Below are 13192 nucleotides of genomic sequence, written 5' to 3'. Positions count from 1 at the left end.
GCTCGCCGCGCCCGCCCGCTCCCCCCCCCCCCCACCCCCCCCCCCCCCCCCCCCCCCCCCCCCTTTCCCCCCCCTCCTTCTCCCCCCCCCCCCCCCCCCCCCCCCCCCCCCACGCGTGAGCAGGACGTGCGAGAGATCCCGGATTTGGGGGCCGTCCCCGCGGGCGTAGAAGGGACGGGTGATGGCGGGTCGCGTCCCGCCAGGTCGCCGTGCCCCTCAGGTGTCCAGGGGCTGGAGTGCTACCGAAGATGGGTCGAGCCCGGAGTGAGGTACTCCGGGCTCGACGGGAGACCGTTCCCTTCGCCGAACCGGGCGAGGGCGCGGCGAACGTTAACGGCTAGAGGGTGCCGGTGATGGCGGTGGTGCCGAGGGTTCCGGTCACGCCCTGGAGAGTGACCGTGGTGGTCGGGGTCCAGGTGCGGTCGGCGTGGCGGATGATGTGGATGAGCTTGTTGTCGGCCGTGGTGGCCGTCAGCTGCAGCTCGCCGTCGACGTGAGCGGCACCGAGGGACTTGACGGTGACCGTGCCCAGGTAGTCCTTGAGGTCACCGAAGGTGGCCCAGGTCCGGTCGGACTTGCGGATGGCGTGGTACTGACGGGTGCCGTTGTCGGTGGCGATGACGATCTGCGCGTCACCGCCGGTGCCAGCCATGCTCACCGAGGTGATGGGGCCCGTCGTGCCGGCGGCGTTGGCGACGTTGCCCCAGGTGCTCCACTGTCCGGCGGTGTTGCGGATGGTGTGGAATGCCTTGCCGCTGCTCACGGCGATGAGCTGGAGCTCGCCGCCGACGCTCGCGATGGCGGCGGTGGTCACGGTGCCGATCGGCCCGACGGCGCCGACGACGTCGCCGAAGGAGGTCCAGTGGCCGGTGGCGTTGCGCCGGGTGTGGAAGACCTTGCCGCCGGCAACGCCGACGACGTGGAGGTCGTTGTGGACTGTGCGCCCCGGCGCTGCGCCGGGGCGTGAAGATCGCGGGTGCGGTGTCGGGGGCGGGTGGGTGTAGCGGGCAGTAAATGTCAGGGCCACGCTCGTACGGGGTGTGTGCCCTGTGCAGGTGACTGTGGCGGGATTGTCATGTCTGGTAACCGGCCTGGTGGAGGCCTGTGCGGCAGCCCGCGAGGCGTCGAAAGTGGGGGTCCTCGGCCCACTACGGGACGAGGACCCAGCCGCTACACATCCTGTATCGGCGGGTGTGTTCCTGTTCTTGAGGGAGCGTCATTGATGTCCGGCTCGTTCTCCGGATGTCGTATCGCCGCCACCGTCCTGGCGGCCGGCGCCGTTGTCTCCGCGCTCGCCGTGCCGGCTGTGGCGCACGATGAGGACTGTCACCACCAGCGCAACCCGCGGGTGCCTGGATGGTCGGGCGGAGTACCGACCAGATGCTTTCGACGGGGTTGAGGTCGGGTGCATACGGCGGCAGGTGGTATGCCGTGACCCAGTCCTGCGCGTCGATGAAGGCCCTCATCCGGCGGTCCTTGTGGACGTATGACCGGTGTGGTGCCGCGTCGGCTCCAGGTGCGTGAGGTCGGCGGCGTCATCGAGAATCCGGCCTCGTCTTCGAAGACGATCCAGGCCCCGAGCGCCGCCGCGGTGGTTCCCCTTGCGGCCACATGTCCTTCACACAGCCGGCCACCACCGCCTCGTCGCGCTCGACCGCACGACGGGCTGGCACCTGATGACTCCAGCCGTGTCTCCGCAGCATCTGCGAGATCCCCGACAGCGTCATCGATTTGTGGAACCGGCGGCCGATCAGGGTCTTGATCCTGGCCAGCGTCCATCGCTGGTCCGGCCAGCCGTGAGCCACCGGGCCCTTGGCCAGCTCCTCCTCGAGGACGGTGAACAACGCGTCGCTCAGCTTCGGACGTGACGCTGGGGACCACGGGAACGCACCCCGTCCCGGCCGGCCTCCTGCCAGGCCCGCCGCCACCGCTGGACCGACCGGACGCTGACCCGTAACTCCTTCGCGATCTCCGTGCTGCCCCGCCCGGCAGCAAACATTGCGGCTGCTTCCATCCGGACCCGCTCGCGGAACGCTTGCCTCTCCGCGGTCAGACCCCCACCCTGCGGATACCTCATACACCCGGCATACCGCGACGATCAGCGATCGTCAGCCCCCTACGACAACCCGCCTTCAAGCTCAGTAACCGGCGATCTCACCGGTGAGTGCGGTGGTGAGTAGGCCGGGTTGGCGGTGAGTTCGGTGTGACAGTGCGCTCGGGCTTGGCGGCCGATTCTCCGACCAGCACACGCGGACGGAGATGTTCATGGCGGTCGGCGAGCTGGCCTACCTGGGGGGCCGGCGCGTCACGGGCAGCCGGGGCCGGTGGAGGGGTTGGTGCAGACGTTCCGGCCTGTGCCGCCGTCGTTGGTGTTGGTGTCCGGTCCTCCATCGAGGCGGTCGTTACCGGGTCCTCCGGACAGTGTGTCGTCTCCAGTACGGCCGGCCAGGCTGTCATTGCCCGCGTCGCCGATGAGGGTGTCGTCGCCCGCCTGCCCGTCGATGCGGTCGTTGCCCGCGCCGCCTTCGATGCGGTCGTTGCCGGCGCCCCCGTTCAGGAGGTCGTTGCCGGTGGCCCCGCAGATCAGGTCGTTGCCGCCGGCGCCGTTGACGATGTCGTTCCCGGCCAGGGCGAAGATCACGTCATCGTCCGGGGTGCCGGTGATGTTGTCGTTGCCGTTCGTGCCGGTGATCGTGGGCGTAGCGCTCGCGCAGTCGGCCGGCCCTGGCGCCGAGGCCAGCAGCACCGACACGTTGTTGTCGTTGATGTTGGCGGTGACCAGGTCGGGGCGCCCGTCGGCGTTGAAGTCGCCCACCGCGATGGAGGCCGGGGTGTTGCCGACGGCGTAGTTCTCGGCCGGTGTGACGAAGGTGCCGTCGCCGTTGCCGAGCAGGACCGACACGTTGTTGGCGTTGCCGTCGGCGGTGGCGAGGTCGGGGCGCCCGTCGGCGTTGAAGTCGCCCACCACGATGGAGAATGGGCCGGCGCCCACGGTGTAGGGCACGGCGGTGGCGAAGGTGCCGTCCCCGTTGCCGAGCAGGACGGACGCGGTGGCGGCGTCGGAGTTGGCGACGGCGACGTCGGAGCGCCCGTCGGCGTTGAAGTCCCCGACCGCGATGGCGAACGGGAGGTCGCCGGCGCCGGAGTTCAGGGGGGTGGCGAAGGTGCCGTCGCCGGCGCCGAGCAGGACCGACACGTTGTCGCCACTGGCGTTCGGGGTGGCGAGATCAGGGATGGTGTCCCCGTTGAAGTCGGCGATCGCCACCGCGCGCGGCTCATTGCCGGTGCCGTAGGCCACGGGGGCGGCGAAGGTGCCGTCGCCGTTGCCGAGCAGGACGGACACCATGTCGTCGTTGGGCCTCGCAGCGACGAGGTCGAGACGTCCGTCTCCGTTGAGGTCACCCACCGAAACCGACGACGTGGGCCCGCCCAAGGGGTAGTCCACGGCGGTCACGAAGGTGCCGGTACCGGTGTTGATCAGCACGGAGAGGCTGCTGCTGTTGCTGTTCGCGGTGACGAGATCGGGGCGGCCGTCGCCGTTGAAGTCGCCCGCCGCCACCCCCCGCGGACCTGTCCCGGTGGCGTAGCTCATGGGGGCGGCGAAGGTGCCGTTGCCGTTGTTGAACATGACGGACACCGTGCTCGCGAAGCCGTTCGCGGTGGCGAGGTCGGGGCTGCCGTCACCGTTGAAGTCGGCCACCGCCACCGACTCCGGGCTCGTTCCGGCGGCGTAGTTCACGGCCGGGTCGAAGAGGTCCTGGGCATGGGCCGGAGAAGCCATGACCACGGCAGCGGCCAGCGCCACACCGGTCGCGCCGGCCACCACACGCGCCCGCTGCCGGGCCGTCGGCCCGGCTGCCCGAGTCAGAGGCACGATTCCTCGCGCGCTTCCACAGCAACTCGACACGGTCGTCATGCGACACCCTCTCAGTGACACGTTCCGGAAGACCGGAATCCCCACGTCCGGCTGTGCCACCTTCCACCACTCCACCCGGTCAGACCTTCATACACACCGTTCCCAGCTCGGTGACCACCCGGAAGGCGGCAGGGAGTGCGGGGACGCGGCGCCTCAGTTCCGACCGCCTCCGAAGGGGACGCTCGGCAGGCCGCTCCCGCGTCGCGGAGCACCAGCAGCGAGCCGGAGAGCGGGTGCGGGTGGGTCCGCTCACGGTCCAGTTCCCGCTGGGCAGTTGCCTCTTCTCGCTCTCGCGCGCGGGCCTCACGCTGGGCCTGCTTCTCCTCTTCCTTGCGCGCCAGGAAGTCAGCCGTCAGGCGGAGCTCTTCGACCCGGGCGTCGTGGTACGCGTCGGCGATCCGGATGTCCATTGTGGTACCCAGCTTGGCGATCGTCTCCCGGCTCTTGTGCAGGCGGTCGACCAGCGAGGTGAGCCGGTGCGGGCGCATGCTGAGCACGGCGTAGTCGGCCTCGGCGTTGCAGGCGCGGAGCATGAGTCTCGAATAGTCGCGGATCATCTTCGTGCCTTGGCGGGCCGAACCGTTGACGGTCCATCCGCTGGCACCGAGCACGGCTTGCTGGGAGCGGGCGAGTTCCTTGATCTTCGCCTTGATGGCGTCCAGCCGGATCCGATAGGCCACAGCGTCGTCCAGCGGGTGGCGGTAGGAGTAGATTCCGATCTGCTGGAGCATCACGGTTTCGTCGGTGGTGACGATCTGCGTGCGCAGATCGTTTAACCTCTCCGCCCGATAGACCTCTGCGCGGTAGCCCTCGGCCTCCTTCCGCGCCTTCTCCGCGTCCTTCGCCGCCTGGCGAGCGGCTGCCTGGCTGTCCTTGGCCGAACGACGCGCCGCACGCACGATTTCGCCGGCCTCGTTCACTGCCCGCTGGCACAGTTCTTCGGCCTCCTGACGGGTCTGCTGCTTCAGCAGCGCCACCGCCACGGCGTCGGCCCCTTGGGTGCGCGAGATTCAGTCACGCAGTTGCTCGGCTTCATTCCCGCCCTCCCCGCGGTTGCGACGGAACCCGCGCTGCCGACGCGGCACCCGAACCGCATCCGCAGGCCCCGGGTCTTCTCCACCCGGCTGGGCCGGAAGCCACAGCTGCCAGCCGTGCGGAGGCGGCGGCCAGGAAGGGTCGGGTACCCAGTCCAGTCGGCGGCAGTAACCAGTTCGGTGGCGGGTTGAAACGGTAATCACCCATACGCCGCCCAGGGTTCAAGATCACAGCGATCGCTATGTAGTCCCGCTTGATCATCACGTGAGACCCGCAGGGCAGGCAAGAGCGCAATCCAGGGGGAGTTCAGCATCCCGCTGGCCGAACTCCGCGAGGCCCACGAGGCGACGATCCCGGCCCTGCCGGCCTGACGGGGCTCAGGGGGTGTCCGACGGACACCCCCTGAGCAGAGCCGCGGCCGAGCCCCCGCACCGGCACCAACGGTCGGGGGCTCCGCCGTGTCGTCATGTGTCCCGGGGCTGTTGCCGAGCTGTCACACGCGCACCCGTCGAGGTCCGGGAGGGATCCGGATACTGACCCCGTGCCCTCATACGTGAAATACCTGCCCGCCGCGGCGCTACCCGAGGGCGGCGTGGCCGACTGGACCGTCGCCGACGCCGAGCGCTGGCGCAAGGCTTCGCTGCCCGCCGCGCTCGTACCGGCCGTCGGCGCCTGGGTGCTGACGGCGCTGGTGGTCGCGACCGTTGTGCTCATAGCCGTGAGCGGCCCGGAGGAATCCTTCGCGGGCACCGTGTGGGACGGCTACCCGGAATCGGCCCTGCTGTTCAGCCTGCCGCTCTGGTACTGGCGGATGCCGGTGGCGACCCTCGTGGCGGCCCCGCTGCTCGCGCTGTGGTCCGCGCTCAGCCTGGCCGGTGCGCGTGCCGTGCCACCGGACGCCGTGGGCCGGGCCGCGGAATGGCTGTTGATCGGTCTCTGCGTCCTCGCCTGCGCCGGGAGCGCACTGTGCCTGTGGTCCCGCCGCCGCCAGCGGCACCTCGCGCTGGGCGCCGCGGGGACGGCTCGTCACCCGGTTCCGGACGGGCTGCGCGACGCCCACCGCCGCCGCGGTCTGCGGCGTGTCCTCGCGGGCGGCGCCCTCTGCCTGCTCGGCGCCACAGCGCTCGGCGTGGCCATCGCCCACGATGTCCGGGCGCACGGCACCGGCCGGCCATACGACGCGGTCGGCCAACAAGTCGCCGCCCTGCTGCTGCTCGTTCCGGGCATCCCGGTGCTCGCCGACGGCATCTCCGCCCGCCGGGCCGCCCGCCGGCGGCACGGGGGACCGGAGCCCACCCTGCGGGTCGGGCTCCGGTACATGGAATCCGGCGATCGCTTCTGGATCTACCCGGACGCCCGTACCTGGTCGGCGCAGGGCATGGCCTCCTCCCGGCCGCACCACAACGAGGGCTGGGACGGCCGCACCCTGGTCGGCGGCGAGGAAACGTCCCTGCGCCGTAAACACCGCGACGTCAACCCGCGCCGAGAGCCCTTCGAGGCCGTCCTGTACGGAATCCCGTACGACGGCGCCGAGGTCGTCCCCGCCTTCGCCGTCTACGGGAGCTCGCACAACACCATCGAGGAGCGGGCCGGGGCCACCCCGCTGACCTGCCGACGCCTGCCGCGCCGGACTTCGTGGAGCCCGGCCAAGTCCTCGTATCAACTGCAACTGAAGGCGGACCGGCTCCGGCGGGAGGCCGCGGAACGCAAGCGGGCCGTGGAACGCCGCGACCGCCGGGCCTCCTCGACCTCCTCCGGCTCGGGGTCGAGCTGCGGCAGCTCCTCCTCCGGCGGCTGCGGTAGCAGTTGTGGGGTGGCTGCGGGGGCGGCGACTGACCGGGCAGACTCCCCGCATGCCGTCGAAGACGCACAGCTACGAGTCGGGCAGGACCAGGGCGGCGGTACTCGCCCAGGGCCGGCACGTCCCCGACGCCGTGGGGAGTTGACCCAGGAGCAGCTCGCGGCGGACACGGACTCGCGGAGTGGGCCGAGGAAGCTGGCTGACGGTTTGCTGACCGGCAGCTATCCGGACGCGTCTGACCTGCGTCGATGCCCCTGAGCATTGCATTGTTCTGGAACTGGATCGGACGCTCCCAAGAGGATATCGCGCAGGCCCGCGAAGACTGGATGAAGGGGACCCGCTTCGGCGAGGTGAAGGGCTATGACGGCGCTCCGATTCCTGCCCCGGAACTACCCCCAACTCGCTTGAAGCCTAGGGGAAGGGTGCGCTGAACTGGTCTGATGCCATCTCAGGATGGCCTCGGGTACGGCGGCCCTAGTCATTCCGCTTCCAGGGGTCCCGCGGATGTCGGAGCGGGCCCTGGTTGGGTTAGTTGATCTTGAAGTCGAGTCTCATGTGTAACAGGCTCTGGTCAGGTCTGGTCGAACGAATGCTGACACTTTGCTGACTCTACTGACGAGTAGTTAGTTACTTGGGGGCGGTCGAAAGGTTGCTCCTGAAGGTGGCGCGCCACGCTTGGGGCGCCCGGTTGCGAACCGTTCGGCTGACGCAGGCAGGTCCTGATCGATTCCCCTTGAAGGGCGAAGCCCGTCGCTGGCCTGTCGCGGAGGTCGGCGCATGAGGTTGTTGGCAGTCGACAAAGCGCGCTGTGGGGCTGTCACGGGGGCGTCGACTAGGGCCCCATGCCTGACAGGCTTTCCAGTGGGTGCCCACTCCTTGGCGCCCGCCGCTGCGGTACGTCGGTCCACCCACTGTCACGCCTGTTCGTGAAGTGGGCGGGCTGTCCTGCAGGCGGGCGCAGCTGTGGATCTGCGGGAGCAGTGTTGGATCGACCGTTCGCCTCTCCAGGTGCACTCCGTGCAGGTGGAACCATCCGAGCAGAACTCGAAGGGTCCGTGCAGTGGTGGAGACACCTCCGCATCTGTTTTCTTGGTAGGTCCTGCGTTGCAAGTGCGTGGAGGTCACCTTGGGCAATACCCGCAGACCCCGACCCGCCACCCGTAAGTCCACGCTCCACCGGTTGAAGACCGAAGGCCATGCCGTGGAGCTGAGCGAGTTCGTGCGCGACAGATATCTTGACGGCGCCGACTTTCAGGTCAGGCACTTCGCCCGTCAAGGCATCGAAGGGCTGCTGATGGCGGGAGGAGTCCCACGCGAGCGCGCTGACTGGTGCGACACCGTCGAGTCCATCACCGGCCTGGAAGTCAACGAAAGGAATCGTGCCGCAGCCGGCCTCGTCCTCATGCGCACTGCCCGCGGCGTCTACGCTCTGAGTTACGGAGTGGGGCACCACATGCTGGACCCCTACTTCCGCGACGACGAGTTCGGGCTGGAATTCGCGACCCGCTGCCTCGACGACGCCGGAGTCATCAAGGTCCGCAACCAGATCATGGACGGCCGGGGCAGGGTCGACGAGTACTCGGTCTCGCGCGGTGAACGCATCGACGATTTCGGCTTGGACCGATTCGGTGCCGTCGTCCGCCGTATATGCGGCACCGTGAGCGGGCTGGCGCTGACCTCATTGGAATCGGGCCGGACACGTCGAGTACGCGTCGAATGCTCCCAGGCCGCCATCAAACTCCCCCTGGCCACCAGCCTGGAAGAGTTCCTCAGCGACCTGCAGACGATCGAGGACGTTTGCGCAAGACCTGATCCACTACCCCAGCTCCGATTCGTCAGCAGGGTCCACACCCTCAACAACGGCAGCCGCAAAGCTGTCGAAGCCCAGAAGATCCTCGAGGGCCTGCTCGCCGACCCGGACAGTCCCCGCCTGACCACCGGCGTTCCCGACGCCTGTCAGGAAAACCACAGCTCGGCCCAGGCGTTCCGCATCCGACGCGGAGCCCGAGTGATCGAAACCAACGAGCTCGAACTGAGGCACTTGCTGGCCTTCGTGAAGGACAAACCGCAAGGCGAGCGGCTCAAGGCGCTCGCCGACGTCCGCGTGACCATGTTCAGCGATGATGACTGCCAAACCCCTGCAGGTGTCGCCACCAACGGGAAGGAGTGGCTGATCGCTGACATACAGGCCAACCCCGACCGGCTGTTCTACGGCAACGGCAAATGGTTCGAGGTAGGGGCTGGCTTCATCGAAACCCTGGAAGAGGAGCTCACCAGCCTCTTCGAGGCTCCGCGGACCGTCACGCTGCCCTGCTGGACGAGGGGACCGCTCAACTCAGACGGCCAAGATTCCCACGACGAGGACTGGTTCAACCATCGGGCAGCAGCAAGACGGATACCTTCTCTTCGACAAGAAGAATGTCCACACCAGCAAATTCAAGGGTGGGGGGCTGGAGATCTGCGACGTCTTGGGCCCTGACAGTCAGCTGATCTGCGTCAAGAAGGCCACCTCCAGTACCGCCCCCCTCAACCACCTCTTCGCCCAAGGCGTGGTCGCCGTGGAGACCTTGCGGAGCGATCTGGAGGTGCGAGCCAAGTTCCTCAAGCAGGTGGCCGCCCAAAGTCCAGACCACCGCCTCATCAAAGACTTCGGCACGCTCCGCGTAGTCTCCGGCATCCTGCTGAAGGACGGCGAGGACATCGCCGTTGACTCGCTCTTCGCCTTCGCCCAAGTCTCACTGCTGCAAGCGGTCCGGAGGCTGCGCGCGATGAACGCGGACGTCGAGGTCATCGCCATCCGGCGCTGACCTGGGCGTCCCGGCCCAGGACCACGATCATTACGTGCACCGTGCGAACCTCCCTTGCCTGTACCGGTGGGTCGGGTCCTTCAACGTTCTCGGCGTTGCGGTCAGTGGCTGGTCAGTTCACCGGTGAGCCTGCCGTGGAGGTCGGCGCTGGGGTCGTTCAGGCCGATGATCTCCACGGTCTTGCCGCGCTGGGCGTACTTGGTCTCGATGGCGTCCAGGGCGGCGACCGAGGAGGCGTCCCAGATGTGGGCGGCGGACAGGTCGATGACGACCTTGTCTGGGTCGGTGGCGTAGTTGAATTGGCCGACGAGGTCGTTGGAGGAGGCGAAGAACAGTTCGCCGGTCACGGAGTAGACGACGCTGCTGCCGTCGGGGGTGGTGACCGGAGTGACTTCTGCGAGGTGAGCGACACGCTTGGCAAAGATGACCATCGCGGTGACGGAGCCGACGACGACGCCGATGGCGAGGTTGTCGGTAGCGACCACGCAGACCACCGTTATGACCATGACCGTGATCTCGCCGGCGGGCATCCGCTTCAGGGTCTCCGGCGCGATGGAGTGCCAGTCGAACGTCGCGAAGGACACCATCACCATCACGGCGACCAAGGCCGCCATGGGGATGTCGGAGACGACCGGGCCGAAGACGATGCACAGCACCATCAAGAACGCGCCGGCCAGGAACGTGGACAGGCGGGTGCGGGCGCCGGAGACCTTCACGTTGATCATGGTCTGGCCGATCATGGCGCAGCCGCCCATGCCGCCGAAGAAGCCAGTGACGATGTTGGCGATGCCCTGGCCGACCGATTCGCGGGTCTTGGAGGAGTGGGTGTCGGTGATCTCGTCGACGAGCTTGGCCGTCATCAGGGATTCCATCAGGCCGACCAGCGCCATCGCGAAGGCGTAGGGGGCGATGGTGGTCAGGGTGTCCATCGTGAACGGCACGTCGGGCAGGCCCGGGACGGGTAGCGAGGACGGCAGGGCGCCCTTGTCTCCGACGGTAGGCACGGCGATCGCTGCCGCGACCGTGATGACGGTCAGGATGACGATGGAGACCAGCGGCGCCGGGATCACGGTGGTGACCTTCGGGAAGAACACCATCAGCGCCAGCCCCGCCGCGATCAGCGGATACACCGCCCACGGGACGTCGTGCATCTCGGGGACCTGAGCCATGAAGATCAGGATGGCGAGGGCGTTGACGAAGCCGACCATCACCGATCGCGGCACGAACCGCATCAGCTTCGCCACACCCAGCGCGCCGAGCGCGACCTGGATGACACCGGCGAGGATCACGGCGGCGACGAGGTAGCCGAAGCCGTGCTCACGGTTCAGCGGGGCGATCACCAACGCGACGGCGCCGGTGGCAGCGGAGATCATCGCCCGGCGGCCGCCGACGATCGAGATGACCACGGCCATGGTGAACGAGGCGAACAGGCCGACCGCCGGATCGACCCCGGCGATGATCGAGAACGAGATCGCCTCCGGGATCAGCGCGAGCGCGACGACCAGGCCGGCCAGCACCTCGGTGCGCCAGACCTTCGGGTCGTTCAGCCAGTCCGGACGCAGGCCGCGCAGCCGCACCGCGGGAGTCACAACGGAAGAAGACAAGAGAAGGGGAACCTGTCGTACTCGGGCACACCCCGCTGGCAGGCCGAAGGTGTGCGGGAGAACGCGGCGGAGCCGGGCCGGCGCCCCGCGGACGACCCGAAGATCAGACGGGCCGGAAGATCGGAAAGGTGGATGCGGCAGGCCTGCGCAGTACGCGGCCGGGCAGCTCGCATCCGAGAGGCATCACGGCGGGCAGGCGGCGGCGCTGGGCGTCATGAGCTCGCGCACGCTCTCTCTCCTGCAACAGTCGGATCTTCACCGGGAGCACCATCGGCCCCGAACGGCAGTCGTGGGGCAGACGAGCCACCTCGACGACAATGACTCTACCCTAACGTTAGAGTAGAGATCGGCGGGGTCGCGCGGGACGCGGCCCACCACGACGATAAGGGCCAGGAGCGCGGGCGACAGGCACATGCAGATCGGCGAGGTCGCCGCGCGGACGGAGCTGTCCCTGCGCACCATCCGCCACTACGAAGAGACCGGCCTGGTCGCCCCCTCGGCCCGCTCCCAGGGCGGCTTCCGCCTCTACACTGAGACCGACGTCGCCCGGCTCATGGTCATTCGCCGCATGAAGCCGCTCGGCTTCACCCTCGACCAGATGCGCGACCTCCTCGACGCCACAGACCGCCTCGACAACGAGCCCCGTCTCGATCCCGGCGAGTACGAGATCTTGCTGGACCGTGTGCGCGGGTACGAGCAGGCCGCAACCGAGCAGGTCGACAAACTCCGCGTACAGCTGGCCCGCGCTGAGGACTTCGCCGAAACGCTCCGTACGCGCCTGCACCAGGCCGCATCGGCCGGGTCCTGACCGCGGTGACCCGCCGCCCAGCTCGCTGTCCGGCCTCGCCCCTGCTCGTGATGGGCGCGATCCTCACGATCGCAGGCGCCGCCCTCTACACCATGCCGGCTGAGCGGCCAGAGCTGATCGCCGCCGCAGCCCTGATCCTGGCGGCCGTCGCCGCCTGGTGGTGCGCCTCTCGTCAAGAATGATCACGACCTGACACCGATGTGATCACGCGCAGCGGCGGGGGCAGACAGCGGCCCACCTGGTGGATACGGTGTAAAGAACGCGTCAAGAACTGGCGCGCGGTGTGCCGGGAAGTCTGGTCGGCGTCCTGGGGGCGGTGTGCCCTCTTGCCGCTGACACACTTCGGAGGCCCACTGCCATGGCCCGCACCCGCTTGCGTGCCCCCTTCCTCGGTCTGCTGCCGCTGCCCGAGCGGCAGGCGATCACCCGGGTCCTGCGCACCGAGACCGTCGGCGGCCTGGTCCTCCTCGGTGCGGCTGTCCTCGACTCAGCGCCGGACAACGAGAGCGGCGTAGCCCGTGCGGACGGGAAGCGCATCTGATGACCGGCGGCGATACCTCCCTGCTGGCCCCCGTGATCATCATCGCGGCCCTGGTCGTCCGGACCGCGCTCACGGAGCTGAAGCACCCGGGCAGCGCCCGGCGCCAGTGGGCGTTCGCCACGAACCCCAAGGCCATGGCGGCCGGTGCGACGGTCGCCGCCGCCACGGTCCTGATCGGCGGTGCGAGCTTCGGCTGGGCTGCGGCGGCCTGGGCGCTGCTCATCGGGGCGCTCACCGCATTCCTCACTGGCCGCGATACCCCCGCCGCCGCATCCCCCGTAGTGCCGAACAAGGAGCAGCCTGTATCTGAGCGACAGGTCGCCTGGGTGATGGTCGCCATCGGTGCGCCTGTGACCTTGGCCGGGGTGGCGATGTACTTCCTGCCGGGCCCCGGATCCCCCGTGCTCGTCATCGGTCTGGCCCTGCTCGTCACCGGCCTCGTCATGGCCGCATCTGCCCGCCGCTAGGGCCTGTCGTCAAAGTGATCTTGGGTTGTGGATCACGGTGTCGTGATACGTCGCCATGAACTGTCCGATGCCGAGTGGGAACTCGTGCAACCACTGCTGCCCCGGCCTGATTTCGGGTGGCCGCGGCTGGACGACCGGACGGTTCTCAACGGGATCGTGTGGAAGTTCCGGACCGGGGTCGCATGGCGGGACGTGCCTGAGAGGTACGGGTCG

The 13192-nt window shown here is 68.6% G+C and carries 10 protein-coding genes and 3 pseudogenes; 8 read left to right on the top strand and 5 right to left on the bottom strand.

What is annotated here, in order from left to right; translation table 11 throughout:
- Nucleotides 1–337 precede the first annotated feature (337 nt).
- The 4 genes and pseudogenes from ACZ7H1_RS30210 to ACZ7H1_RS30195 form a co-directional block, all read right to left on the bottom strand.
- The gene (locus tag ACZ7H1_RS30210; RefSeq protein WP_470790972.1) at nucleotides 338–1027 is read right to left on the bottom strand and encodes a hypothetical protein; all 690 of its coding nucleotides are present in this window, start codon (nucleotides 1025–1027) and stop codon (nucleotides 338–340) included.
- A gap of 337 nt (nucleotides 1028–1364) precedes the next feature.
- Nucleotides 1365–2077, bottom strand: a pseudogene (locus ACZ7H1_RS30205) (winged helix-turn-helix domain-containing protein); the annotation flags it as partial.
- A gap of 228 nt (nucleotides 2078–2305) precedes the next feature.
- Entirely contained in the window at nucleotides 2306–3874 is a 1569-nt protein-coding gene (locus tag ACZ7H1_RS30200; RefSeq protein ID WP_470790971.1) for an FG-GAP-like repeat-containing protein, read from the bottom strand.
- 53 nt (nucleotides 3875–3927) lie between these two features.
- Complete coding sequence (locus ACZ7H1_RS30195) at nucleotides 3928–4899, bottom strand: SNIPE associated domain-containing protein (RefSeq protein WP_470790970.1); 972 nt, start codon at nucleotides 4897–4899, stop codon at nucleotides 3928–3930.
- 593 nt (nucleotides 4900–5492) lie between these two features.
- On the opposite strand from ACZ7H1_RS30195, the gene ACZ7H1_RS30190 reads away from it, so the two are divergent.
- From ACZ7H1_RS30190 to ACZ7H1_RS30180, 3 genes and pseudogenes are all read left to right on the top strand, one after another.
- Nucleotides 5493–7010 carry a hypothetical protein gene (locus ACZ7H1_RS30190; RefSeq protein WP_470790969.1) on the top strand — a complete coding sequence of 506 codons (1518 nt, stop codon included), beginning with the start codon at nucleotides 5493–5495 and terminating at the stop codon, nucleotides 7008–7010.
- A 2-nt stretch (nucleotides 7011–7012) separates the two neighbouring features.
- A pseudogene (locus tag ACZ7H1_RS30185) lies at nucleotides 7013–7183 on the top strand (pirin family protein); the annotation flags it as partial.
- Between the two features lie 683 nt (nucleotides 7184–7866).
- Nucleotides 7867–9559: pseudogene (locus ACZ7H1_RS30180) on the top strand (DUF6119 family protein).
- A gap of 101 nt (nucleotides 9560–9660) precedes the next feature.
- On the opposite strand, the gene ACZ7H1_RS30175 reads toward ACZ7H1_RS30180, so the two are convergent.
- Nucleotides 9661–11163, bottom strand: coding sequence for a SulP family inorganic anion transporter (locus ACZ7H1_RS30175; RefSeq protein ID WP_470790968.1), 1503 nt, complete (start codon nucleotides 11161–11163; stop codon nucleotides 9661–9663).
- Between the two features lie 412 nt (nucleotides 11164–11575).
- Here ACZ7H1_RS30175 and ACZ7H1_RS30170 point away from each other — a divergent pair, with 412 nt between their 5' ends.
- The 5 genes from ACZ7H1_RS30170 to ACZ7H1_RS30150 form a co-directional block, all read left to right on the top strand.
- Nucleotides 11576–11971: a MerR family transcriptional regulator gene (locus tag ACZ7H1_RS30170; RefSeq protein WP_470790967.1), complete on the top strand. Its 396-nt coding sequence runs from the start codon at nucleotides 11576–11578 to the stop codon at nucleotides 11969–11971.
- 50 nt (nucleotides 11972–12021) lie between these two features.
- On the top strand, nucleotides 12022–12153 hold the full coding sequence (locus ACZ7H1_RS30165; protein ID WP_470790966.1) for a hypothetical protein: 132 nt from the start codon (nucleotides 12022–12024) through the stop codon (nucleotides 12151–12153).
- Between the two features lie 176 nt (nucleotides 12154–12329).
- Nucleotides 12330–12512: a hypothetical protein gene (locus ACZ7H1_RS30160; RefSeq protein WP_470790965.1), complete on the top strand. Its 183-nt coding sequence runs from the start codon at nucleotides 12330–12332 to the stop codon at nucleotides 12510–12512.
- Nucleotides 12512–12979, top strand: coding sequence for a hypothetical protein (locus ACZ7H1_RS30155; RefSeq protein WP_470790964.1), 468 nt, complete (start codon nucleotides 12512–12514; stop codon nucleotides 12977–12979). The genes ACZ7H1_RS30160 and ACZ7H1_RS30155 overlap by 1 nt, the downstream gene beginning before the upstream one ends.
- Nucleotides 12980–13021: 42 nt before the next feature.
- Nucleotides 13022–13192: transposase (locus tag ACZ7H1_RS30150; RefSeq protein ID WP_470791014.1), on the top strand; the 171-nt coding region annotated here is incomplete at its 3' end.

The organism is Streptomyces sp. NPDC037401, from assembly GCF_055602345.1.
Note: the sequence above shows the minus strand (reverse complement) of the source record. Positions and strands in the feature narration are given on the sequence as shown.

Bases quoted from the DNA above. Each gene is read 5' to 3' on its own strand.
- ACZ7H1_RS30170 (WP_470790967.1), top strand. From the start codon at position 11,576: ATGCAGATCGGCGAGGTCGCCGCGCGGACGGAGCTGTCCCTGCGCACC.
- ACZ7H1_RS30165 (WP_470790966.1), top strand. From the start codon at position 12,022: ATGGGCGCGATCCTCACGATCGCAGGCGCCGCCCTCTACACCATGCCG.
- ACZ7H1_RS30160 (WP_470790965.1), top strand. From the start codon at position 12,330: ATGGCCCGCACCCGCTTGCGTGCCCCCTTCCTCGGTCTGCTGCCGCTG.
- ACZ7H1_RS30155 (WP_470790964.1), top strand. From the start codon at position 12,512: ATGACCGGCGGCGATACCTCCCTGCTGGCCCCCGTGATCATCATCGCG.